This window comes from Streptomyces sp. NBC_01508, assembly GCF_045040315.1.
GTDB lineage: Bacteria > Actinomycetota > Actinomycetes > Streptomycetales > Streptomycetaceae > Streptomyces.
This window is the reverse complement of the sequence record NZ_CP109419.1, coordinates 588,093-609,322: the sequence shown is the minus strand read 5'-3', so window position 1 is coordinate 609,322 and position 21,230 is coordinate 588,093. Positions and strand designations below refer to the sequence as shown.

Below are 21,230 nucleotides of genomic sequence, written 5' to 3'. Positions count from 1 at the left end.
CCACCATGAGCGTCAAGCTCGACTCCGACCCCCACCCCGACCCCGGCTCCGACCGCAACCCCGACCGCAATTCCGACCCCGACCGTGACCCCGACCCGTCGTCGGACGGCGCAGCGGATCCCCGCAGGCGCCGTACCGTTCCCCCCTCCCAGCCCGCCGCCGCGGTCCCGCTGCGGGACCGCGCCCGCGGCGCACTGCTCGGCCTCGCGGTCGGCGACGCGCTCGGCGCACCGGCCGAGAACATGAAGCCGTCCCAGATCCGCGAACGCTGGGGCCGCATCGAAGGATTCGTCTCCGACGACCCGGCCGGCACGGACGACACCGAGTACGCGATCTTCTCGGGTCTGCTGCTCGCCGACCATGGCGCCGCTCTCACCGTCGACCAGGTCGAGGCAGCCTGGCACGAGCAGATCGCCGACCGTGACGAAGGACCGTTCAAGGGCGCGGGGTTCAGCGAACGCGGCACCCTGGAGAACCTGCGCCGAGGTCTCGCCGCCCCCATCTCCGCCCAGCACCGGCACGCCTGGAGCGACGGTCTCGCGATGCGTGCCGCGCCCTTCGGGGTGTACGCGGCCGGGCGCCCGGCCGAGGCGGCCCGACTGGTCGCCATCGACGGCACGGTGTCGCACGACGGCGAGGGCATCCTCGGCGGCCGGGCGGTGGCCGCGGGCGTCGCCGCGGCCATGGTCAGCCACACCCCGGACGCGGTGATCCAGGCCGCCCTGGCCGTCGTACCGGACGACTCATGGACGGCCCGCTCACTGCACCGGGCGGTGTCGGCGGCACGCCGGGCACGACGCGAATTCGACGGCACCCAACTGTCGATGGAGCGAGTGGTGCGCAAGGCCGTCGTCATCGGCGGCTATCCGTGGACAGACCTGGCCCCCGAGGCGGTCGGCCTCGCGTTCGGCGCGTTCGCGGTGGCCCGGGGTGACTTCCGCGAGTCGGTCCTGACCGCCGTCAACATGGGCCGCGACGCCGACACCACGGCCGCCGTCGCGGGCGCCCTCGCCGGCGCCCTGCGCGGCGCCGCCGCGATCCCCGCCGAGTGGGCGGACGCGATCGGCCCGGTACGCGGCAGTTGCCTGCCCGCCATGGCCGGACGGCACATCCGCGACATCGCCGACCGGCTGACTCCCACCGCACCGCACTGGGCGGGGGCGACGGCGTGACCAGGCGCCGGGACAACGCCGCCGTGCCTCCCCGTACCACCGAAAGGCCCCGCACCCTCATGCCCCCCGCTCCCGACGACACCGCCCATCGCGTCGAGGGCCTGCTCCTCGGCATCGCCGCGGGTGACGCCGCCGGGTGGCCATCGGGCCGGCACCGCGCCGCCCGGCTGCCCGACTGGACGCGTCGCCTCACCCGCGAACTCGACACCTTCGCCGAGCAGAACGCGACGACGACCCTGCCTGTCCCGATCGCGCTGAACCAGCCCTCCGAGCCCCTGCGCCTCGGCCCGTCCGACGACGCGGAGTGGGCGGCCTTCACCGCGCTCTCCATCCTCGACGCCCACGCCGACGGCCTCGGGGACCTCCCCACCGACCAGCGCGTACGCTCCGCGCTCTCACTCGCCTGGAACTCCCTCGCGGACGAGATCGCGGCGGCGGCGGACCGCGCGGACGAGATCGAGTCGGCCCAGATGCCGCTGCGCGCCCGTATCTCCGTACGGGCCGGCCTCGGCAACCTCGCCGCCGGACTGCGGCCCCCCGCCACCGGCCACGACAACCCGCACTACTTCGACGACGCGGCCTGCGTACGCGCCGCCGTCCTCGCGGTCGTGCACCCCGGCGCACCCGAACTCGCCGCTGATCTGGCCGAGTTCGACGCGCGCTACACCCAGGACGGCGACGGCGTCCACGGCGCCCGCGCCATGGCGGCGGCCGTCGCCGCGGCCCTCGGCGGCGCGCCCGTCGACGCCTGCGTGGACGCGGCCCTCGCCCAACTGCCCGAGGGCACCGAAATCCACCGCAACGCGGTGCGCGCGGTCGGCCTGGCCCGCACCGAGGTGACCGAGCGCCCCGGCCGGTCCGGCAACGCGTTCGCCCTCGTGCCCGTACTGGAGCACGAGATCGTCGACCACGTCTACAGCTACGGCATCGCCGCCGCCGAAACGGTCCCCGTCGCGCTCGCCATCGCCACGGCGGCGGCCGGATCCGTGAGCGAGGCGGTCCCCACCGCGGCCTGCCTCTCCCGCGTCGCCGACTCGGCCCCCGCCCTGGCCGGCGCCCTCGCCGGTGCACTCGACGGCGCCGACGCGTTCCCGCGGAGCTGGCGTGAGTCCTGCCGCACGCTCGCGGGCTGCGCGCTGCCATGGCTGGCCGGCACGGACCTGGTCGACCTGGCGGCGCGCCTGTCCACCACAAGCAGCCTGACCAACTCCCCCTTTTCGGAAGGCATCCCGGCATGAGCACCCCCACCAACCCGACGAGCCCCATCGCATCCCTGGAGGACCGCACCGTCGGCGCCCTCGTCGGAGCCGCCGTCGGCGACGCCCTCGGCGGCCCGGTCGAGGGCTGGACCCCCGAGGCCATCGCCGAGCGGCACGGCGGCCGGGTGCGCGGCATCGTGGAACCGTTCTACAAGGACGACTGGAAGACCGCGCGGCCCATCGCGCCGTACCACAAAGGCGATGGGCATGTCACCGACGACACCTTGATGACGCACGCCCTGATCCGCGTCTACGAGAACGTGCGGGACCACCTCGACGCGTACGCGGTCGCCGACCACCTGGTCCCCGACCTGATGACCAACCCGCGCTGGATCCCTGAACTGGAGGCCGAGGCCCTTCCTCTGCAGCGCATCTTCCTCGCGGAGAAGTGGATCGTCGCCCGTATCCACTACGGTCACATCGACCCACGCGAGGCGGGCGTCGGCAACATCGTCAACTGCGGTGCGTCCATGTACATGGCGCCCGTCGGCGCGGTCAACGCCGGCAACCCTCTCAAGGCGTACGAGGAGGCGCTGGATGTCGCGGGCGCCCACCAGTCGTCGTACGGCCGCGAGGCCGCAGGCGTCTTCGCGGCGGCCGTGGCCTCCGCGTTCAAACCCGGCGCGACCCCCGAGTCCGTCGTCGAGGACGCCCTGGGGCTCGCGAAGGACGGCACCAGAACGGCGATCGAGGCGGTGTGCGAAGCCGCGGCGCGTTACGACGACTTCGAGGACGCACTGGCCCCGCTGCGCGAGGCGGTGGCCCCCTTCGACACGGTCGGACCCGAGTACCGCAACCCGTCCCTCGGTGCCCGTCGCCCCTCACGTCTGCACGCCATCGAGGAACTTCCCGTCGCCCTGGGCATGTTGCTGGTGGGCCGCGGCGACTTCCGGCAGACGGTGCTCGGTTCGGTCAACTACGGCCGCGACTGCGACTCGATCGCCACGATGAGCGGCGCGATCGTCGGTGCCCTGTACGGGGAGAGCGCGGTGCCCCAGGAGTGGAGCACGGAGATCGCCCGGGCCAGCAAGCTGGATCTGCACGCCCCCGCGGTATCCCTCGCCCGGATCACGCGCGAGGTGCACGCCCGCGACCTGGAGCGGCACCGCGCCCACGAGGCGGCGTTCGCGACGATCGCGGGGCTGTGATGCTGCGTCTGACCTGGGTACAGCCCGAGGACCTGATCGGCCACGAACTGCGCCAGGCGGCCCAGGACGGCCGCGACGCCGCCGCGATCGAACGTCGCTGGACCGAGGCGGGCGGACATCTCGCACCCGAGCGGGCGGGAGCTTCGCCGCAGTCGGCGACCACCGAACTCCGGGATCTGGCCGAGCGGTTGATGACGGAACTGGCGCGGGAACCCTCGCCGCTGGCAGCGCGGGAACCTACCGGCCTACCCGCCATCCGGGCCCTGAACCCGGCCGCCCCGCCCGCCCCGGCCCACCCGACGCCGCACGCCGAGCCGTCCCCGACGCCGCACGCCGAGCCGTCCCCGACGCCGCACGACGAGCCGTCCGGGCGACTCGGCGCGACGGACCCGCGGCCGGACAGGGAGCAGCGGCGTCTCCACGCCGCCTGGCTCGGCCGGGCCGTCGGCTGCCTCCTGGGCAAGCCTGTCGAGAAGCTTCCGCTCACCGGCATCAGGGCCATCGCCGAGTCGACGTCGAACTGGCCGCTGACGACGTGGTTCACGGAGCGGGACCTGGACCCGCGGATCGCCGCGGCCTACCCCTGGAACCGCCGCTCCCGCCCGACCTCCCTCGCGGAGAACATCGACGGCATGCCGGAGGACGACGACCTCAACTACCCGCTCCTCAACCTGATGCTGCTCCAGCGTCACGGCCACGACTTCACCACGGGCGACGTGGCGAAGCTGTGGCTGGACGAGCTCCCGGCAGGCCGCACGTTCACCGCGGAGCGCATCGCCTACCGCAACCTCCTGGACGGCTTGGAGCCGCCGCACACAGCGACGCACCGCAATCCGTTCCGTGAGTGGATCGGTGCCCAGATCCGGGCGGACGTCTTCGGCTGGACGAACCCGGGCGACCCCGCCAAGGCCGCCGAACTCGCCCACCGTGACGCGGTGTTGACCCACACCGCGAACGGCGTCTACGGCGAGATGTTCGTCGCGGCGGCCATCGCGCACGCGGCCGGCCCCGCCCCCACCACCATCCACGAAACCCTCGCCACCGCCCTGGCCCACATCCCGCCGAAATCCCGCTACGCACAGGCGATCCGCGTCGGCATCGACACGGCACAGGCGGAACCCACCGGCACTCCGGCCGGCTTCGAGCAGGTCGTCGACACCCTGCACGCCCGCTACGCCCCCAGCCACCACTGGGTACACGTCCTGCCGAACGCCGCCCTGCTCGCCGCCGCTCTCACCCACTCGGACGGTGACTTCACCGGCGCCATCTGCCGTGCCGTATCGGGTGGTTGGGACACCGACTCCAACGGCGCGACCGCCGGTTCGATCGCGGCCCTGCTCGCCGGCAGCCCCGAGGCGCTCGGTGAGCACTGGACGGCCCCGCTGAAGAACCGCCTCGCCACCACGGTCGGCGGTTTCGACGGCATCGGCTTCGACGAACTGGCCCGTCTCACCTTGAAGGCCCGCACATGACACACCTGACCGTCCTCGGCTCGGCCAACATGGACCTGATCGCCTTCGTACCGAAGGCCCCGTTGCGCGGCGAGACCGTCACCGGGCGCGAGTTCCGCACGGTCCCCGGCGGCAAGGGGGCCAACCAGGCGATCGCCGCCGCCCGCGCGGGCGGCACCGTGGCCGTGATCGGGGCGGTCGGTGACGACGACTTCGGCAAGCGTATGCGCCGGACCCTCGCCGACGCCTCAGTGGACACCACCGGCCTGCGCACCGTCCCCGGCCCGAGCGGCACCGCACACATCGTGGTGGACGACGACGGCGGCAACGCGATCGTCGTCGTGCCCGGAGCGAACGGCACGCTCACCGCACTCGCCACCGGTGACGAGGAACGCATCGCCGCGTCCGACGCGCTCCTGCTGCAACTCGAACTACCCATGGAGGGCGTGCTCGCGGGCGCCCGGGCGGCTCGTACGCACGGAGTCCGCACCGTCCTCACCTCGGCCCCCGTCCAGCCGCTGCCGGCCGAACTCCTCTCGCTCACCGACCTGCTGGTGCCCAACGAGCACGAGGCGGCGGCCCTCACCGGGACCGCCGACCCGTACGAGGCCGCGCGCCTGCTGCTCGCGCGAGTCCCCGAAGTCCTCATCACCCTCGGCGCGCGGGGCAGCCTCTACGCCACCCGCGACGCGGCCCCCGTCACCGTTCCGGCACTGCCCGTCACCGCGGTGGACACGACAGCGGCCGGCGACACGTTCGTGGGCGCGCTCACGGTGGCGTACGGCCTGGGACGCCCCATGCCGCAGGCCATGGCCTGGGCCTCGGCGGCCTCGGCGCTCGCGGTGCAGCGCCCCGGGGCCTCGTCCTCCATGCCCACACGGACCGAGATCGACGCGTTCCGCGCGACAGTGCCAACCGATGAAGCGTCTCAGGAGACACGATGAACGACACTCCTCCCACCCCGCACGAAGGCCCGCTGAAGGGCCTGCGCGTCCTTGATCTGGCAACGCTCTTCGCCGGCCCCCTGTGCGCCACGATGCTCGGTGACTTCGGCGCCGAGGTGATCAAGGTGGAACACCCCCGCAAGCCCGATCCGTCCCGGGGCCATGGCCCGTCGAAGGACGGTATCGGCCTGTGGTGGAAGCTGCTGGGCCGCAACAAGCGGAACATCACGCTCGACCTCTCCACCCCCGGCGGCCGGGACGTGCTCCTCAAACTGGTCGCGGAGTCCGATGTCGTGATCGAGAACTTCCGCCCCGGCACCCTGGAGAAGTGGAACCTCGGCTGGGACGAGCTGTCCGCCGCCAACCCCCGCCTCGTGCTGGCCCGCGTCACCGGCTTCGGCCAGTTCGGCCCGTACTCGCGGCGACCGGGATTCGGCACGCTCGCCGAGGCGATGAGCGGCTTCGCGGCGATCACCGGTCAGCCGGACGGCCCTCCGACGCTGCCACCGTTCGGCCTCGCCGACTCGATCGCCGCGCTCTCCACGTCGTACGCGGTGATGGCCGCCCTGCGCGGTCGTGACGCTACGGGCCGCGGCCAGGTTGTCGACATGGCGATCATCGAGCCGATGCTGACGATCCTCGGCCCGCAGCCCATCTGGTACGACCAGCTCGGCTATGTGCAGCCCCGCACGGGCAATCGCTCCACGAACAACGCCCCGCGCAACACCTACCGCACCCGCGACGACAAGTGGGTCGCGGTCTCGACCTCCGCGCAGTCGATCGCGGAGCGTGTGATGAGCCTCGTCGGCAGGCCCGAGTTCGTCGGCGAGGACTGGTTCGCCACCGGCTCGGGCCGTGCCGCGCACGCCGACGAGCTGGACGAGGCGGTCGGTTCGTGGATCGCGGCGCACACCCGTGACGAGGTCGTCGCGGCCTTCGAGAAGGCGCAGGCCGCCATCGCCCCGGTCTACGACATTCGCGATGTGATGGCCGACGAGCAGTACCGGGCGCTCGACTCGATCACCGAACTCCCCGACCCGGACTTCGGCACGGTGAAGATGCAGAACGTCCTGTTCCGTCTCTCCGAGACGCCCGGCTCCATCAAATGGACGGGCCGCCCGCACGGCGCCGACACGGACGCGGTTCTCACCGGTCTCGGCGTGAGCGAGACGGAGATCGCGTCGTTGCGCGAAGCGGGTGCGGTATGACGGACCACGCGTATCTGACCTGGTTGTACGTTCCCGGGGACCGCCCTGATGTCGTCGTCAAGGCACTTGGCTCCGGGGCCGACGTGGTGCTTGTCGACCTGGAGGACGCGGTCGCCCCCGACCGCAAGGCATACGCACTCGACGCGACCGCCGAACTCCTGGCCGCCGAGCACGAGATGCCGGTTCACGTACGGATCAACGCTCTGACCGGCACGCTCGCCGAGAAAGAGGTGCGCCGCCTCACCCCGCTGCCGGGCCTGGGCGCACTGCGCCTGCCGAAGGTCGACAGCACCGACGACATCGCCCGGGCCCTGGCCTGGGCGGCCTGCGAGACATCCGAAGCACCAGCCCTGTACGCCCTGTTGGAATCGGCCCTCGCCATCGAGAGCGCCTACGACGTCGCTCGCCATCCCGCCGTGTGCGGCATCGCTCTGGGCGAGGCGGATCTGCGCGCCGAACTCGGTGTCACGGACGCGGTGGGCCTCGCCTGGCCGCGCGGCCGGGCGGTGGTCGCGGCACGGGCGGCGCGACTGCCGCCGCCGCCGCAGTCGGTGTACCCGGACGTGCGCGACGCCGAGGGTCTGGCCCGCTCCTGCGCCGAGGGCCGCGCCCTGGGCTTCTTCGGCCGCACCGCGATCCACCCGCGCCAACTCCGGGTGATCGAGGAGGCGTACCGCCCGAGCCCCGAAGAGGTCGCGGCGGCGCACGAGATCGTCCAGGCGGCGGCGACAGACGCGGGCGCCCTGGCCCTCCCCGACGGCCGCTTCGTGGACGCGGCCGTCGTCGCCGGCGCACGACGGACACTGGCCCTGGCGGAACGCCGGCTGGACTGATCTCGCCGGGCACCGTCCCGACGGGGCGTGGCCGGCCCGACAAGCGGCCCGTGTCGAGGCGAACTGGCGGGTGCACGAGCGCCGCCTGCTCGACATGTCATGGGCAAGAACGCCGGAGTGAGTCGAGTCGGACCATTCTTCGATGACGATGATCCCGACCGGATCTCCGTTCTCGTCGCGGGCGGTTCCGAGCGTGACACGGACACCAGACCCGGCGTCTGCCGGCCGCGTGGCCGAGCTGTCTCCGCGGTCGGCCCCGTGCGTACATTCCCGAACTCCTGATGTCAGGCGGCGCGTTTTACGTGGCGGACCAGCCACATCAGAAGGGCGTCCAGGTCGGCGGCGGCCGAGAGGACCCGGTCGACCGCCTCGGGGGTGTGCAGCCACTCCTCGCAGCCGAGGGGACGGGCGGCGATCAGCGAACGGTGGCGCAACAGGTTCGTACGCGGGTGGTCCGTCGGAAAGCCGCGCGGGGGGCGTTTCATCACGTCCCCGGAGATGTCGTACCCCTTCTTCCGCATGTCCTCGACGATGGTGGACAGTTCGCGGCCGCTCCGCTCGGATGCCACGGCTTTGCGGAACGAGTCCACCTGGCCGGGATCGGGGTACCACCAGGCGCCCTGGATCCGCAGGCCGTCCAGGTCGAACCGGAGACCGATCTCGATCTTGCGGCCGAGCCGGATCACCGCGCCCTGGTGCTGCCACCACCAGGAGTTGGTGCGGTAGTGCCAGACGGAGAAGTCCTCGTACCGGGGGTCGGTGTCCGCGACTTCGTTCAGCAGGGCGATCATCGGCTGCCGGACCAGGCGTTCGCGGTCCGCGCGGTAGCGCTCGCGGATCGCGTGGGCCGGTTCGCCCTGGAGCTGCAACAACACGTCCATCGCCTGCTCCGGCCAGCCGGTGAACTGTGCGCGCATGCGCGCAGGGTAGCTCACCCAACGGCCGGGTTGGTGACCCCGTGACCGCCGAGCCGAGCGTCGTCGGCCTCGCGCGCCAGGCCCCGCTCGCGGCCCAGAAGGCGGCGAAGCAGCACACAACACAGGGGGACACAGTGGGAGCACGGACGATCAGGGCCGCGAAGGCGGCGGGGGTCTGCGGGCCGGCGTTGGGCGCCGCGTTGAGTTCGACGGGATCGGCTTGGGCGGCGCAGTGGACGAACGAGTACTGGAGGGAGGGACGCCTACGACGGTGAGACCGGTGGAGTCGGCGGATCGGCCGCCCGTTACTGGTCCGGCGATGACTCCATCCGGGCGTACATCGGGTTCTCCGCCAAAGGCGACGTGTTCTCCGTCCACAACGACACTTCCGCACGCGCCTCTTGCTGTGCGACCGCGAACGGCTGACCTCTCCGGGCCGGTATCGAACGAAAGAGGGACGTGCGGGAGAGCCCGCCGCGGCTCCTGCGGAGAGTGTGGGCGCAGGATCTTCCTGGCCGGCCCGGCGGTCGAGGACGGCTGTGCAAGCCGTGCCCTCATCGAACGGGGTGGTCGTACCAGTGCGGCAACCCCCGCCGTAGCGCAGCCGCGGCGCACGGGTGACTGGTCACAACACCTGGCGCTGCTCGCTTCCCGGCCGCTGAGCGCGGCACTCATGCCGAACTCGCCGCGGAAGGACCGGCTGTGGCGCCATGGCCGGGGTGGAGTTCGCGTGACACCGTGGGGTGCCACGACAGAACGGCGCTGCGCCGCAATCCGCGTGCGGGGCGCCCGATCACGTGCCTCGACCATGGCGGTGGCCGCGGCGAGGTTCGTCACCACGGTGGGGAGAGCATTCGATGAGTGCGGGGGGTTCGGCTTCGGCGCGCGCTGCGGCATTGCGAGCGGCGGCCCGGAAGGGCTGGTGGCGGCGTGTCCTGGCGTGGCTGGGTGTCGGTGGGCGTGCGACGCGCCGTGCGGACGCGAGAGCGGCGTTGTGGTCGCACGGCGCCGCGGGGGAGGAGCGGACCGCCCGATTACTGGCCGAGCTCCAGGCACAGGGGTGGGTGGTCTGGCACGACCTGATGCTGTACGGGCGCAGGTTCAATCTGGACCACGTCCTGATAAGCCCCTGCGGGACGGCAGTGGTGGTGCTCGACACGAAGGCGTGGCGCCGCACCTGGACCACAGGACTTCTGCACGGGCGGGTGTACTGCGGGCCGGACGACCGGCACAACCAGGTCGAGAAGGTCGCTTCGTACGCGCAGGCGGTCGCCGGCGTAGCCGGTTTGCGTCCGGCGGCGGTACGTCCTCTGATCGTTGTCCATGGTTCCCCGGTCGCCGGCGGGTTCCTTGAGGTGATGACGCCTCACGGCCTGGTGCGTGTCCTGAGCCCCGAGTCCCTGGTGCCGACACTGGTCAACGGTGCCGGAGCGGCGGATCTATGGCGTGCGGGGGCTCTGGCTGAGCAGGTGGGCCGTGTGCTGTCCCCGTACGTCGACCGGGGGTAGTGGTACGGTCCGGTGTTCTCCGCGCCCATGGGTTGGTCCCGAGCCGCTCACGACCCCGCCCGGAGGGGCAGCGGAAGTCTTCAGGGCCTTCATCACGGACAACGCCGCCGCGTTCGACGCGACCTCTCCCGGCCCGCAAGCCTTGTTCGGTTCCGCGACGTCCGTGGCCTGCATGGACGCTACGGGTGAAGGCGTCACCCTGCCGTACGGCGCCCTGGTCGACCTCGCACGTGACATCGACACCGGCCGGACCGACGCGTATGAGGTGGCCGACTCCATCCGCTCCTGGCGGACCTGACGCCGCCACAGCCACGCGCCGGTCGCCGTGGCGGCGCTGGTGCCGTCGTCGCGTCTCTCGCGGCCGCGACGCGGACGATTGCCGGGCTCTGCCCCGCACCGGCTTGGCCGCCGAGGGCCGGGGATTACTTGCCCGGCCCTCGGCAGCATTGTGGGTCCGGCACGGGGCCATCAGGACACTCCCCGGTGGCAGCGGGACATGATGGGGTGCATGCGCGATCTGACCTATTCCGACGTGGGTATGACGGCGAAGAGCGAACCGACACCCCCGGGCTTCCACATGCTGCAGCTCCGCACATCACTGGGGCCCGGCACGTACGAACGTGCCGCCGAGGCGCTCTTCGGGTGGGGGATGCACCGGGCCACTCCCTTGATCCGTGTCTCGAACGACACCCCGCACGCCGCGCCCGGCGTACGGGTGCTGTTGCGGGCAGGGCCGCTCAGGGCGCCGTGCCAGGTCGTATGGACCGTCAACGAGAAGCATCGGACCGGGTTTGCCTACGGGACGCTCACCGGACACCCCGAGTGCGGGGAAGAAGCGTTCGTTCTGGAACGCCTGCCGGACGACTCCACCGACTTCGTCATCATCGCCATCAGCCGACCCTCGGCTTGGTACGCGAAGGCGCTGGGCCCCTGCGGACGCTTGCTGCAGCAGGCTGTGGCGCGGCGGTACGCCAAAAGCCTGCAGCGGCTGGCCCGAACGACGTGAACTCGCCCGCCCGGCCTGCGGCTGCTCACGTCACCTGGCCGCCCGCGCCGACCAGGCGCCGGCACCCGCCGAGCCCACTGCACGGCCGAACCAAAAGACGCCGCTCCACTGACTGGTGGAGCCCAGGGAAAGAACTGAAAGGAAGGCGACGGAGTCGAATACGGAACCTTCGGCAGTTCCCCCACGACAGCGCGGCACCGACGCCTCACACCTGTTTCGGTTGGGCGCGCCGGGCGTAGGCGCGGGCGGCGCGGGCGCGGTCGCCGCAGCGGGTGGAGCACCAGTGGCGGCGACCGTGGCGCAGCAAGTAGCGGTTACAGGGACTGGAGCCGCAGCCGGTGAGGCGGTTGGCGTCGGGGCCGGTGAGTAGGTCGGCCGTGTTGGCCGCGAGGGTCGCGAGAGCGCGGTCGAGGATCTCGTTGGTGGGGCACGGCACCGCGCGGTAGGGGCCGTTCTTCTCGTCCCAGTACAGCAGGGCGGCCGTGGGGGCTCTGCCCAGCGCGTTGTTGACTGCGGACAGTGCTGCGGGCAGGGCGGGCAGCCCGGCGACGCGGGCCGCGAACAACGACCTGAGGTTTTCGCGCAGAGAGCGCAGCTGCGTCGCGCACATCTCCTGTATCCCGGCATCAGTCGGCGCGAGGCCGTGTTCGGCGAGCCACCGATTCGCGGCCTCGGGAGTGCCGAGGAGATCGATGAAGTGCCCTCCGGGCAGCGCGATGGCGCTGTTGACGAAGTCGAGGGCGAGGTATTCCTCCGCCCCCGGCGCGGACGGTGGCACGGATTCGACGGCCGATGGGTCGCTCATACCTCTCATGGTATGGCTTGCGTTGATCCGTGAGGCGCCGCTACCGTCTCCCACGGATGAACTTCGTTCTATCCGTGAGGTTTTGTTGACCGGTACCAGTACGACCACTGGGCAAGTCCCCATCCCCATCCGCGTCTTCGGTGGTCCGACCGCCCTCCTCGAATACGGTGGTCTGCGATTCCTGACCGACCCGACATTCGACGCGCCCGGCGATTACCACGTGCCGGGCGGACACCTGACCAAGACGGCACCCTCCTCCACCGCAACGGCGGGCCTTGGCCGTATCGACGTGGTCTTGCTCTCCCACGATGAGCACCCCGACAACCTCGACGACTCCGGCCGGGCACTGCTCGCCGACGTCCCGCTGACCCTGACCACGCCCGGGGGCGGGCGGCGCCTTGGGGCGGGGGCCAGGGGACTGGCCGACTGGGAGTCGATCGAGCTGGCCCGCCCCGGCGGCGGCACCATCACTGTCACGGGCGTGCCCGCCGGCCACGGGCCCGGTGCGCGCGAGGAAGTCGAACCAATCACCGGCCAGGTTGTCGGATTCGTCCTGACGGGAGAGGGCCTGCCCGTGGTGTACATAAGCGGCGACAACGCCTCGCTCCGCCTGGTCAAGAAGATCGCCGAACAGTTCGGCCCCGTGGACACCGCCATCCTGTTCGCCGGGGCTCCCCGCCTTCCCGTCCTCTTCAACGGCGCGCTGATCGTCCTCGACAGCGCGCAAACCGCCGACGCTGCTCAGATCCTCGGCGCCCGCCGGGTGGTTCCCGTCCACTACGACAGCTGGGCACATTTCACCGAGGGCCATGACGAACTGGTCGCCGCCTTCGCCGACGCCGGGCTGCTGGACCGCCTGGACTTCTGCGACCGGGCCTGACCGCACGGCCTGGGGAGGCCGGACGTCGGCCGATGCCGCGGCAGGCCCGGCCGGCGTCCGGGCCTCAGGAGAACGTCGCGCCTCGCGGGAAGAGTGATCCCACGCCCCGCAGGACGTGCAGGGTCAGGTCGCCGCCCTCGTCCAGCAAGGCGCCCAGCAGGTGCTCGGCAGCGAGGACGAGTACAGCGGATGGTGCTGGGGCGACAGCGCACCCCGATACTCCAGCCCCGGCTCCGACCCCTTCGACTGCAAAGCCGAGATCGCGCAGGTTGAGCCCGGCGAGGACACCTACAGCGATCACTTCGCCGACGCCGACTCCTTCCGCGTCGATTCGGGCTGCAAGACCACGTTCGAGCGCAGCGCCGACGGTCTCGGGCCCGACCTGTGGCCCGCTCCGGGCGACCACACCTACGTTGAGGACCGGCGCGGCAAGGCCGGTGACAGCGGGTTTGCCGCGGTGCTCGAATCTGCCACCGACAACGAGGCGCAGGCCTCGGAGTGAAGGCCAAGCTCGACCGGGCCGTCTCGCATTCGCGGCCGACCCGGCGGCGCCGCTGCCGACACCCGAGGGCACCCGCGCGATGTGCGCGGGCGCACCCGGGCGCTTCTTGCTTCCCTCGCGCCGGCCGGTGCGCCGCTCACGACCGGTCGGATGGTTGATGCCGACGAGCCTGCTCGCCTCTGACCGCCGGCAAGAGTCGTCCCCCCCAGGCGTGGTGCCAGGTGTGGTACCACCGGACCGGACTTCTGAGGGTCAGGAGTTGGTCCAACTGCGGGTGCTGAGTACCAACCGATAGCCGTCCGGGTCTTGGACAGTGACACCCCACGTGTCCCAGTACGGATTACGCGACCGCACGCGCTTGCCGCCGTGGGCTTCCAGGCGTGACAGCAGCGTTTGCGGTACCCGCTCGTCGAGGTAGACGACGAGCAGGTCTTCCTCGGTGGGCCGTGGTTCAACGGCGGCGTCGTGGACGAGTTCGAGGTGCCAAGAGGCATCCGGCCAGCCGACCATCAGCAGATCGTGCTTGTCCGGCCTGCCTGCGCCCTCGGCTCGGAACAGTACGCTCAGCCCGAGCCCGTTGATCCAGAAGTCCTCTGCCGCGGCGAGGTCGCGCGACGGCCGGGCGATGCGGACGTGACTCTGGCCGGTGGCGGGCATGGGATGCTCCTCGTCATCGATCATGTTCTGGCTGCGGCAGCGTATGTGGGTGTGATCCCCGCGGCATCGGCCCGAAGGCTCAGGATCGATCGATCGCGAGTCCTACGACCGGGTCGGGCCGGTCCCGAACAGGGCTCGTACCGGATCACCCACCTGACGATGTGACGGACAGACAGACAGACAGATGGACAGACGACCGACGGACGGACGGCCCGCGCGTGGGCTGCTTCCTCTGCCGACTCCCGGTTGAGTGCCGCCCTACCACTGCTGCCAATGCAGAACCTGCTCCCGAGGAATCCGGCGGGCCGGCTTGAAGTCGGTACCGATGGTGAACGCCAGCGGGATGAAGGCGGCGAGCATCACCTCGTCGTAGGGCACTCCGAGCGCCGCGGCGAGTTCCTTCTCCAGCGGGCCCTGTGCCGTGGTCCACACGGTGCCCAGCCCGCGGGCACGGGCGGCGAGCATGAAGCTCCACACCGCCGGGAGGATGGACCCCCAGGTCATGGACTGGTCGAGCACGGAGGCGCTCTCCGTCCGGCCTTCGACGGCCGGGACGACGAAGGCGGGCACTCGGTGGATGTTGTGGTGCAGGTGCCGCAGGCCGTCCGAGATCCGTTCCATGGAGCCGGGATGGGCGAACATGCGCGGCAGGTCCCGCTCGGTCGGAGGCTGCCCACCTCCGGTGGTCAACGCGCGGCGGAAGATGTCTCCGACGAGGCGGCGCCGGTCGGGGTCGGTGACGACGATGAAGTGCCAGCGCTGCCGGTTGCGCCCCGTCGGTGCTTGTGTGGCGAGATCGACGCACTCCTCGATCAGGGACCGTGGGACCGGGCGGTCCAGGTCGAGGCGTTTGCGCACCGCGCGGGTGGTGGACAGCAGTTGGTCGGGGGTCAGGTCCAGTGTCATGAGGAGCCTCCTCGGCGTCGGGTGGTGTGGTTTCGGGCGGGACTCAGGCACGGACCTGGGCCTCGTGGCTGACGCGGGCGCGGGCGCGCAGGCCGATGGACGCGAGGGTGGCGCCGAGCAGCGAGAAGCAGCCGGCAGCAAGGAAGGCGAGCCGGTAGCCGTCGAGCCCGGACCCGCCCATGGACATGAGAGAGGCCAGCAGGGCCACGCCGATTCCGGCCCCTATCTGTATGGATGACGTGATCAGGCCGGAGGCCAGACCCTGTTGCTCGTCGGGCAGCCCGTCGACCGCGGCGATGTTCAGGCTGGGGAAGGACAGGCCGTTGCCCACGCCGTGCACCAACAGCGCCGGGAGCAGCACCCCGATATAGTCGCCGGTGGCTCCGGCCCGCAGGAACAGCAGGATTCCGGTGGCCTGGATCAGCATTCCGACCGCGGCCGTCCGCCCCAGCCCCCACCGGCTGATCAATCGTCCGGCGAGGTTGGCGGTCACCACGATGGCCAGTCCCATGGGGGCGATGCCCAGTCCGGTTGCCAACGGCCCATAGCCCTGGACCTGCTGGAGGTAGAGGACGGCGGCGAACTGCCAGCCGATGGTCGCGCAGGCCCAGGCGAGCGCGGCGAGGTTGGCGGTGACCAGATTGCGTGACCGGAAGACCCGCGGTGGGAGCAGCGGGTGCCGCTGCCGACGCTCGATCAGCACGAAGGCGACCAGAAGCAGGGCTGCCGCCGCTCCTGCCGGCCAGGTGGTCTCCGTGAGGCCGTACACGAGCAGCAGTACTCCCGCGGTGATCGTGAGCGCGCCGGCTCCGTCGAAGCCCCGGGCCGTACTGTGCGAACGGTCCACTCTCGGCAGCGCCATCGGGGCGAGGATCAGGACCAGCAGGGCGATCGGCACCGGGAAGAAGAACACCAGTCGCCAACTGACCTCGGTCAGCAGCCCGGAGGCGATGAGTCCGCCGCTGTATCCGGTGGCGCCGGCCAGGGCGTAGACGCCGAGCGCCCGGTTGCGCCGGGCGCCTTCGGCGAATGTCGTGGTGATGAGTGACAGGGCCGCCGGGGCGGTGAGCGCCGCGGCCAGTCCCTTGACCACCCGCGTGACGACCAGCGCCCAGCCGTCCGAAAGCAGCCCGCCGACCAGGCTGGCAGCCGCGAAGACCGCCAAGGAGAGCAGGAACACGCGGCGACGGCCGAACAGATCCGCCATGCGACCTCCCAGCAGCAGGAAGCCGCCGTACGCGACCGCGTATCCCGACACCAGCCACTGCAGCGTTCCCTCCGACAGCGACAGATCCCGCCCGATCGCGGGCAGGGCGACCCCCATCAGCGACAGGTCCATCGAGTCGAGGAACACCGCAGCGCAGAGCAGTGCAAGCGCCATTCGCTTGCGTCCATCGGGCTTGTCCACGCCAGACCTCCGTCAGAGCGCCAATGATTGGATAGCAGATGGTTGGCGAGCATACGATTTTGATGGTTGGTGGTCAAACAATCTGGGGTCAGATGATTGCTGGTAGGGTGGCGGCAGTCAGGAGGGAGACTCCATGCCAGCCGCCAACACGGACCGCGCAAGCACCGACTACTTCCCCCGGCTCGCCGCGGAGCGCTTGGACATCGCTCTGTGCCGGGCCTCAACTGCCGTTGCCCGGGCCGCGGATGCCCGGGCCGGCGCGCTCGGGATCGGCGTCGGCCAGCATCTGGTGCTCAAGATGCTCGCCGAGGTCGGCCCCTGCTCACAGCGCGTCCTGAGCGACGAACTGCGCATCGACCGCACCGTGATGGTCGGCATCTGTGACGGCCTTGAACAGGCAGGCCATGTACGCCGTGAACGAAACGTCGCGGACCGCCGCGCGTACGCCGTCACCATCACCGATTCCGGTAGGCGACTCCTCGCCCAGGCTGAGGACGCCGTGCCCGAGTTCCTTGACGGGACCTTCCAGGCCCTCAGCCCCACGGAGCGCGAGCAGCTCTCCGGCATCCTCGGCAAACTACTGCGACCTCGATCGGAAACGACCAGTCAGTAGGCTCCCGCCATGACTCCGGACTCCCGCCATGACGCTCATGGAGGCCGGTGGACGAGAACCCGGACCCGTACGCCACCTTCCGCCGTCGTGACCTATGCGGGCCGACATCGTTCCCAGATGGTCCACGTGGGCACGGCGGCGCGCATGGTGGAAGGGGCAGGGAATGGTCACACGCAGAGGGTTCATCGACGGAATGTCGGCGGCCGGTGCCGCGACGCTCTTCGGTGTCACCCCGTCGGCCTCCGCCACCACGCGTGCGGGCGCGGCCGTGGCCGACGCCGAGCTGACGGCCCGTGACGCGATCCGAGCGACCAACGTCGGTATGCGTGCGAGCTATGCCGCACTCAAGTCCGAACTGATCAGTCGCCTGAGTCCGGTGATTGTCGTCCAGAACGACGCCACGGGCGGCGAGTTCACTCTCATCCATGGCGCGAGCCCACAGGAATCCGTCACCCCGGTGCCCGAGCTGTTCGAGCTGGCGAAGTCGATCAGCCACGTACCTCAGGGCATCTTCTCGACCATTGCCGCGTACCTGAGCGACAAGGTGCCCAACCTCCCCAACGCCGGCCGCATCGACCCCCACGACCTGGACATGGTCGCCTTCGAGGGGCCCGGGGCGGCCGGCTGGATCAGCCCGCTCCAGGGGTACGCCGCCACGCTCACCACCGCGCGCCGGCAGCTTGGGGAGGCCAATCTGCCGCGGGAGTTGGAAATCTCCTGCCAGAAGATCCTCGACGAAGCACTCACGTTCATCCGTGATTCCGTGCGAAGCGGAACATTCGACATGGCGTCGTTCGAGAAGTTCTCGGGCAAGACGTACCCCAGCATCCGCACGAACATGAAGTACGCGGCCGCCGCGCAGATCTCCGGCGTGGAAGGTCTGATGCGGAAGTGGCGGGGCACGGTCGGTGACGAGGCGTGGAAGGACTTGTACACGGTCGTGCTGTCGATCTGGACGACGTCCGAGCTCAACCAGGCTTCGATCATCGTCAGGCGATGCATGAATCCGGCGAAGGTCGACACCCACCTGATCGACCTGCCGACCGTCGAAGTTCCTCGCGATCCGATCTTCGTCGCACTGGACAATCTCGCCCGGATCGTTCAGGACAGAGTCTCGGCCGAAATGGTCTTCCCCACCGATCCGGTGGTCGCGGACGCCTTCAAGGGCAAGGAGGACTTGCTCTCCGTCGAAATCCTGCATCAGCTCGGGGCGACGGCCGGGGCACCCGCGGCCTTCCCCTCGGCGGCGGCGTCCGCCTGTCCAGTCCGTAGGGAGACGGCGCAGCCGGCCGTCGCCCTCTCGCCGGACGCGGTCCGCCGATAGCTGCCGCACGTCCAGCACGCCGTCTTGTCTGCCCTCGTGTCGAGCCGGCAATATCGGTGGATGCCCTCCACGCCACCCGCGCCTCACACGTACCGATCGCTATTCGGGATCGGGGAGTTCCGACCTTCGTGAAGCTCACGATGCCCGGCGCGTCGGCCGGGACGGCGCGGGGCAGGTTTCCCGCGTAGCCCTGCTCCGTCATGAACACACCCCAGGCGACCGTGTACGCGGCGGGCTGCCCCGGAGTCGCGGAGGGGAACAACTCCGGTACCGGACGCACCAGTCGCTGTACGACGGTGGCCGCCATCGACGCCCCCGGGCGCGGTGACCGGCCCCGTTCCGCCGCCGACGACCAGGCCCGCGCCGACCTGCGCCGGGCGTTGGGGGCCGGCGAGCCGCTCGATGAGATCTTCGAGTCCTTCATCGGCCCGCTGGTCGAGAAGACGGCCCCGGACTGGCGGACCGCCCTTGACGCCCTCCTCTCGCTGCCCGGGATCGGCGGTCCGGTCGGGTACTCGGGGTGGACCGCCGTAGGCATTCATCTGGCGGTGGTGGAGCCACGCATCGCGGCCGCCGGCTTCTTCGCCGGGGGATACGTGCCCCGCGCCCAACGCGAGGAGGCCCGGCAAGTCACCATTCCGCTGCTGTTCCTGCCGCAGTGGGACGACGAGGGAAACCCCCGCAGCGGGCACTGGACCTGTTCGATGCCTTCGGCGCCAAGGAGAAGACGCTGCACGCCAATCTGGGCGGGCACACCGGCATCCCGTGGTTCGAGGTGGAGGACGGAAGCCGCTTCTTCGGCCGGCACCTGAGTCGGCACCCGAAGTAGGGCCGGGCCGGCAGGTCGGCAGCAGCCGGTGGGCCGTGTCTGCCGGGATGCCGCTCATCGAGGACGGACGGGCCCCGGCCCTCCTCGACGAGCGGCGCCCGGTCGCTCGGCGTTCACCAGCGCGTTCACCAGGCGTGCCATGTGGGGCCGTGGGTCAGGCGTGCCGGGCCAGCCGGTCATCAGGAGGTGATGGGCAGTGCCGACGATGGCGAGGGCCACCGTGTCCGGGGCGATGGTCCGCGCCACTCGGCCAAGCTCCTGCTCGGCCTTGAGATAGCCGGTGATGGCCTCCTGGATCACGGTGAAGCCCGGCGCCCCGCCTTCCAGTGCCTCGCGGATACGCAGTGCGGCGGCGGGGCGGGTCATGGCCAGGCCCGAGATGGCGGGACCGCCGGAGTCGAACAGTGCGAAGGCGACGGCCTCAAGATTCTGCGCCACCGCGCCCTGCCCGGCGAACCCCGACAATGCCCGCGCCTTCGCCGCACTCCGTGCGAACCGGTCGAGACACAGTTCGGCGACGAACTCATCGAGCCCCGCGAAGTGCGTATGCAACAGCCCCTTGGCGCAGCCCGCCTCGGTCGTGACGGACCGGCTGGTGAGCGCGCCGGGGCCATCCCTTTCCACTACGCGCTCGGCGGCTGTGAACAGCCGCTCGCGTACATCCGGTGTCGGTACTCCGCGTGGTGACATGGCCGCCTCCTTCCGTTCCGGCTCTGCCGCTCCTCAAGGCACAAGCGCCTGGATAGTAGCGGGGATTGCCAGTTTGGGCGAGCGCCCATACAGTTTGGGCGCATGCCCATTCTCGGTCGTCCACCAGTCGTCGACCAGTCGTCCACCACCCCAGGAGGCACCCGTGCCGGACATCGTCAACACCGAGCAGGCACAGGCATGGAACGGCCCCGAAGGAGCGCACTGGGCCCGTAACCAGGACCGCTGGAACGCAGTGAACGAGGGCTTCAACGAGCCGCTCCTGCATGCCGCCGGGATCACCGGGGGCCACCGGACCCTCGACCTGGGCTGTGGCTCGGGGCAGACCACACGCCTCGCCGCCCTCCGGGCACCCCAGGGCCGCGCGCTGGGCCTCGACCTGTCAGGTCCGATGCTGGCCGAGGCCCGCGCCCGCGCCGAGCGGGAGAACATCGTCAACGTCTCCTTCGCGCAGGGCGACGCACAGGTGCACCCCTTCGAAGAGGGCGCCTTCGACACGGCGATCAGCCGCTACGGGGTGATGTTCTTCGCCGACCCCGTGGCCGCCTTCGGCAACGTCGGCCGGGCGCTGCGACCCGGTGGGCGCCTCGCGTTCGTCTGCCCGGCCGATGCCACGCTCAACGAGTGGGTGACGGCAGTGGCATCCCTGCGCGACTTTCTACCGGTCGGCGATTTCGGGCAGCCGGGGCTGCCTGGCATGTTCTCCCTGGCCTCGCCGGACCGTATCCGCGACGTCCTCACCACCGCCGGATTCACCGGCATCACCCTCAACCAGGCGCAGGTGTACGGGGCGTGGGGACACGGAGCCGCAGACTCGGCGGAGTTCCTGCTCGGCACCGGCCCCGGTCGCCACCTGATGGAGCGGGCCGACCCGAACGCACGGGCCCGAGCCCTCCGCACGCTGACGGACCACTTGCGCGCCCACGAGGCGGCGGACGGCACGGTCCGGCTGCGCAGCACGTCGTGGCTGGTCACGGCGGATCGCCCGACCGTGCCGTCCGGCAGGCCCTGACTTCGAGTCGGCGAGAGGATCCGGCGCACCGGCCGACGCCTCGGGCGTTTCGCCCCTGGGTGGAAATCGGGCCGCGGCCGTGTCGATCGGCGCTTGCCTCGTTCGACCTAGGAACAGAGACAGTGAGGGTCGAGAGGCGA

21 protein-coding genes and 1 pseudogene are annotated in these 21,230 nt (G+C 70.9%); 16 read left to right on the top strand and 6 right to left on the bottom strand.

Annotated features, from left to right (window positions below; genetic code table 11):
• The first annotated feature begins 5 nt into the window (after positions 1-5).
• The 7 genes from OG700_RS02715 to OG700_RS02685 are packed head-to-tail and all read left to right on the top strand — an operon-like array spanning position 6 to position 8,015.
• Positions 6-1,172, top strand: a complete 1,167-nt coding sequence (locus tag OG700_RS02715; protein ID WP_405608283.1) for an ADP-ribosylglycohydrolase family protein — start codon at positions 6-8, stop codon at positions 1,170-1,172.
• A 59-nt stretch (positions 1,173-1,231) separates the two neighbouring features.
• Positions 1,232-2,410: an ADP-ribosylglycohydrolase family protein gene (locus OG700_RS02710; protein ID WP_405608280.1), complete on the top strand. Its 1,179-nt coding sequence runs from the start codon at positions 1,232-1,234 to the stop codon at positions 2,408-2,410.
• Entirely contained in the window at positions 2,407-3,579 is a 1,173-nt protein-coding gene (locus OG700_RS02705; RefSeq protein ID WP_405608277.1) for an ADP-ribosylglycohydrolase family protein, read from the top strand. Before OG700_RS02710 ends, OG700_RS02705 begins: the two co-directional genes overlap by 4 nt.
• On the top strand, positions 3,579-5,051 hold the full coding sequence (locus OG700_RS02700; RefSeq protein WP_405608274.1) for an ADP-ribosylglycohydrolase family protein: 1,473 nt from the start codon (positions 3,579-3,581) through the stop codon (positions 5,049-5,051). Before OG700_RS02705 ends, OG700_RS02700 begins: the two co-directional genes overlap by 1 nt.
• Positions 5,048-5,974, top strand: coding sequence for a ribokinase (locus tag OG700_RS02695; RefSeq protein WP_405608271.1), 927 nt, complete (start codon positions 5,048-5,050; stop codon positions 5,972-5,974). Before OG700_RS02700 ends, OG700_RS02695 begins: the two co-directional genes overlap by 4 nt.
• The gene (locus OG700_RS02690; protein ID WP_405608268.1) at positions 5,971-7,182 is read left to right on the top strand and encodes a CaiB/BaiF CoA transferase family protein; all 1,212 of its coding nucleotides are present in this window, start codon (positions 5,971-5,973) and stop codon (positions 7,180-7,182) included. The genes OG700_RS02695 and OG700_RS02690 overlap by 4 nt, the downstream gene beginning before the upstream one ends.
• Positions 7,179-8,015, top strand: a complete 837-nt coding sequence (locus OG700_RS02685; protein ID WP_405608265.1) for an HpcH/HpaI aldolase/citrate lyase family protein — start codon at positions 7,179-7,181, stop codon at positions 8,013-8,015. Before OG700_RS02690 ends, OG700_RS02685 begins: the two co-directional genes overlap by 4 nt.
• Before the next feature lie 284 nt (positions 8,016-8,299).
• Here the strand turns inward: OG700_RS02685 and OG700_RS02680 are convergent, their stop codons facing one another.
• Entirely contained in the window at positions 8,300-8,932 is a 633-nt protein-coding gene (locus tag OG700_RS02680; protein ID WP_405608262.1) for a DUF2461 family protein, read from the bottom strand.
• Between the two features lie 857 nt (positions 8,933-9,789).
• Between OG700_RS02680 and OG700_RS02675 the strand changes: the two genes are divergently transcribed.
• The 3 genes from OG700_RS02675 to OG700_RS02665 all read left to right on the top strand — a co-directional run bounded on the left by OG700_RS02675 (position 9,790) and on the right by OG700_RS02665 (position 11,446).
• Entirely contained in the window at positions 9,790-10,440 is a 651-nt protein-coding gene (locus OG700_RS02675) for a nuclease-related domain-containing protein (protein ID WP_405608259.1), read from the top strand.
• Positions 10,441-10,612: 172 nt separating this feature from the next.
• Entirely contained in the window at positions 10,613-10,738 is a 126-nt protein-coding gene (locus OG700_RS02670) for a hypothetical protein (protein WP_405608256.1), read from the top strand.
• Positions 10,739-10,948: 210 nt separating this feature from the next.
• Entirely contained in the window at positions 10,949-11,446 is a 498-nt protein-coding gene (locus OG700_RS02665) for a DUF1990 family protein (protein ID WP_405608253.1), read from the top strand.
• A 205-nt stretch (positions 11,447-11,651) separates the two neighbouring features.
• Here OG700_RS02665 and OG700_RS02660 read toward each other — a convergent pair whose 3' ends face one another.
• A complete protein-coding gene (locus OG700_RS02660; RefSeq protein ID WP_405608250.1) occupies positions 11,652-12,260 on the bottom strand; it encodes a CGNR zinc finger domain-containing protein in 609 nt (202 codons plus the stop codon).
• 76 nt (positions 12,261-12,336) lie between these two features.
• Here OG700_RS02660 and OG700_RS02655 point away from each other — a divergent pair, with 76 nt between their 5' ends.
• A complete protein-coding gene (locus OG700_RS02655; protein WP_405608247.1) occupies positions 12,337-13,131 on the top strand; it encodes an MBL fold metallo-hydrolase in 795 nt (264 codons plus the stop codon).
• Between the two features lie 115 nt (positions 13,132-13,246).
• Complete coding sequence (locus OG700_RS02650; RefSeq protein WP_405608244.1) at positions 13,247-13,633, top strand: hypothetical protein; 387 nt, start codon at positions 13,247-13,249, stop codon at positions 13,631-13,633.
• Positions 13,634-13,885: 252 nt separating this feature from the next.
• On the opposite strand, the gene OG700_RS02645 is transcribed toward OG700_RS02650, so the two are convergent.
• From OG700_RS02645 to OG700_RS02635, 3 genes are all read right to left on the bottom strand, one after another.
• Positions 13,886-14,290: a VOC family protein gene (locus OG700_RS02645; RefSeq protein WP_405621388.1), complete on the bottom strand. Its 405-nt coding sequence runs from the start codon at positions 14,288-14,290 to the stop codon at positions 13,886-13,888.
• Positions 14,291-14,548: 258 nt separating this feature from the next.
• Positions 14,549-15,196 carry a nitroreductase family protein gene (locus OG700_RS02640; protein WP_405608241.1) on the bottom strand — a complete coding sequence of 216 codons (648 nt, stop codon included), beginning with the start codon at positions 15,194-15,196 and terminating at the stop codon, positions 14,549-14,551.
• Positions 15,197-15,239: 43 nt separating this feature from the next.
• Positions 15,240-16,577 (bottom strand): MFS transporter, encoded by a 1,338-nt coding sequence (locus OG700_RS02635; protein WP_405608238.1) that lies wholly within the window; start codon positions 16,575-16,577, stop codon positions 15,240-15,242.
• A gap of 160 nt (positions 16,578-16,737) precedes the next feature.
• On the opposite strand from OG700_RS02635, the gene OG700_RS02630 reads away from it, so the two are divergent.
• The 3 genes and pseudogenes from OG700_RS02630 to OG700_RS02620 all read left to right on the top strand — a co-directional run.
• Complete coding sequence (locus OG700_RS02630) at positions 16,738-17,217, top strand: MarR family winged helix-turn-helix transcriptional regulator (RefSeq protein WP_405608235.1); 480 nt, start codon at positions 16,738-16,740, stop codon at positions 17,215-17,217.
• A gap of 163 nt (positions 17,218-17,380) precedes the next feature.
• Positions 17,381-18,541 (top strand): hypothetical protein, encoded by a 1,161-nt coding sequence (locus OG700_RS02625; RefSeq protein WP_405608232.1) that lies wholly within the window; start codon positions 17,381-17,383, stop codon positions 18,539-18,541.
• Between the two features lie 296 nt (positions 18,542-18,837).
• A pseudogene (locus OG700_RS02620) lies at positions 18,838-19,370 on the top strand (alpha/beta hydrolase); the annotation flags it as partial.
• 54 nt (positions 19,371-19,424) lie between these two features.
• Here OG700_RS02620 and OG700_RS02615 read toward each other — a convergent pair.
• On the bottom strand, positions 19,425-20,060 hold the full coding sequence (locus tag OG700_RS02615; protein ID WP_405608229.1) for a TetR/AcrR family transcriptional regulator: 636 nt from the start codon (positions 20,058-20,060) through the stop codon (positions 19,425-19,427).
• 163 nt (positions 20,061-20,223) lie between these two features.
• Between OG700_RS02615 and OG700_RS02610 the strand changes: the two genes are divergently transcribed.
• Positions 20,224-21,090: a class I SAM-dependent methyltransferase gene (locus OG700_RS02610; protein WP_405608226.1), complete on the top strand. Its 867-nt coding sequence runs from the start codon at positions 20,224-20,226 to the stop codon at positions 21,088-21,090.
• Positions 21,091-21,230: the final 140 nt, after the last annotated feature.

Bases quoted from the DNA above. Each gene is read 5' to 3' on its own strand.
- OG700_RS02715 (WP_405608283.1), top strand. From the start codon at position 6: ATGAGCGTCAAGCTCGACTCCGACCCCCACCCCGACCCCGGCTCCGAC.
- OG700_RS02710 (WP_405608280.1), top strand. From the start codon at position 1,232: ATGCCCCCCGCTCCCGACGACACCGCCCATCGCGTCGAGGGCCTGCTC.
- OG700_RS02705 (WP_405608277.1), top strand. From the start codon at position 2,407: ATGAGCACCCCCACCAACCCGACGAGCCCCATCGCATCCCTGGAGGAC.
- OG700_RS02700 (WP_405608274.1), top strand. From the start codon at position 3,579: ATGCTGCGTCTGACCTGGGTACAGCCCGAGGACCTGATCGGCCACGAA.
- OG700_RS02695 (WP_405608271.1), top strand. From the start codon at position 5,048: ATGACACACCTGACCGTCCTCGGCTCGGCCAACATGGACCTGATCGCC.
- OG700_RS02690 (WP_405608268.1), top strand. From the start codon at position 5,971: ATGAACGACACTCCTCCCACCCCGCACGAAGGCCCGCTGAAGGGCCTG.
- OG700_RS02685 (WP_405608265.1), top strand. From the start codon at position 7,179: ATGACGGACCACGCGTATCTGACCTGGTTGTACGTTCCCGGGGACCGC.
- OG700_RS02680 (WP_405608262.1), bottom strand. From the start codon at position 8,932: ATGCGCGCACAGTTCACCGGCTGGCCGGAGCAGGCGATGGACGTGTTG.
- OG700_RS02675 (WP_405608259.1), top strand. From the start codon at position 9,790: ATGAGTGCGGGGGGTTCGGCTTCGGCGCGCGCTGCGGCATTGCGAGCG.
- OG700_RS02670 (WP_405608256.1), top strand. From the start codon at position 10,613: ATGGACGCTACGGGTGAAGGCGTCACCCTGCCGTACGGCGCCCTGGTC.
- OG700_RS02665 (WP_405608253.1), top strand. From the start codon at position 10,949: ATGCGCGATCTGACCTATTCCGACGTGGGTATGACGGCGAAGAGCGAA.
- OG700_RS02660 (WP_405608250.1), bottom strand. From the start codon at position 12,260: ATGAGAGGTATGAGCGACCCATCGGCCGTCGAATCCGTGCCACCGTCC.
- OG700_RS02645 (WP_405621388.1), bottom strand. From the start codon at position 14,290: ATGCCCGCCACCGGCCAGAGTCACGTCCGCATCGCCCGGCCGTCGCGC.
- OG700_RS02640 (WP_405608241.1), bottom strand. From the start codon at position 15,196: ATGACACTGGACCTGACCCCCGACCAACTGCTGTCCACCACCCGCGCG.
- OG700_RS02635 (WP_405608238.1), bottom strand. From the start codon at position 16,577: ATGGCGCTTGCACTGCTCTGCGCTGCGGTGTTCCTCGACTCGATGGAC.
- OG700_RS02630 (WP_405608235.1), top strand. From the start codon at position 16,738: ATGCCAGCCGCCAACACGGACCGCGCAAGCACCGACTACTTCCCCCGG.
- OG700_RS02625 (WP_405608232.1), top strand. From the start codon at position 17,381: ATGGTCACACGCAGAGGGTTCATCGACGGAATGTCGGCGGCCGGTGCC.
- OG700_RS02615 (WP_405608229.1), bottom strand. From the start codon at position 20,060: ATGTCACCACGCGGAGTACCGACACCGGATGTACGCGAGCGGCTGTTC.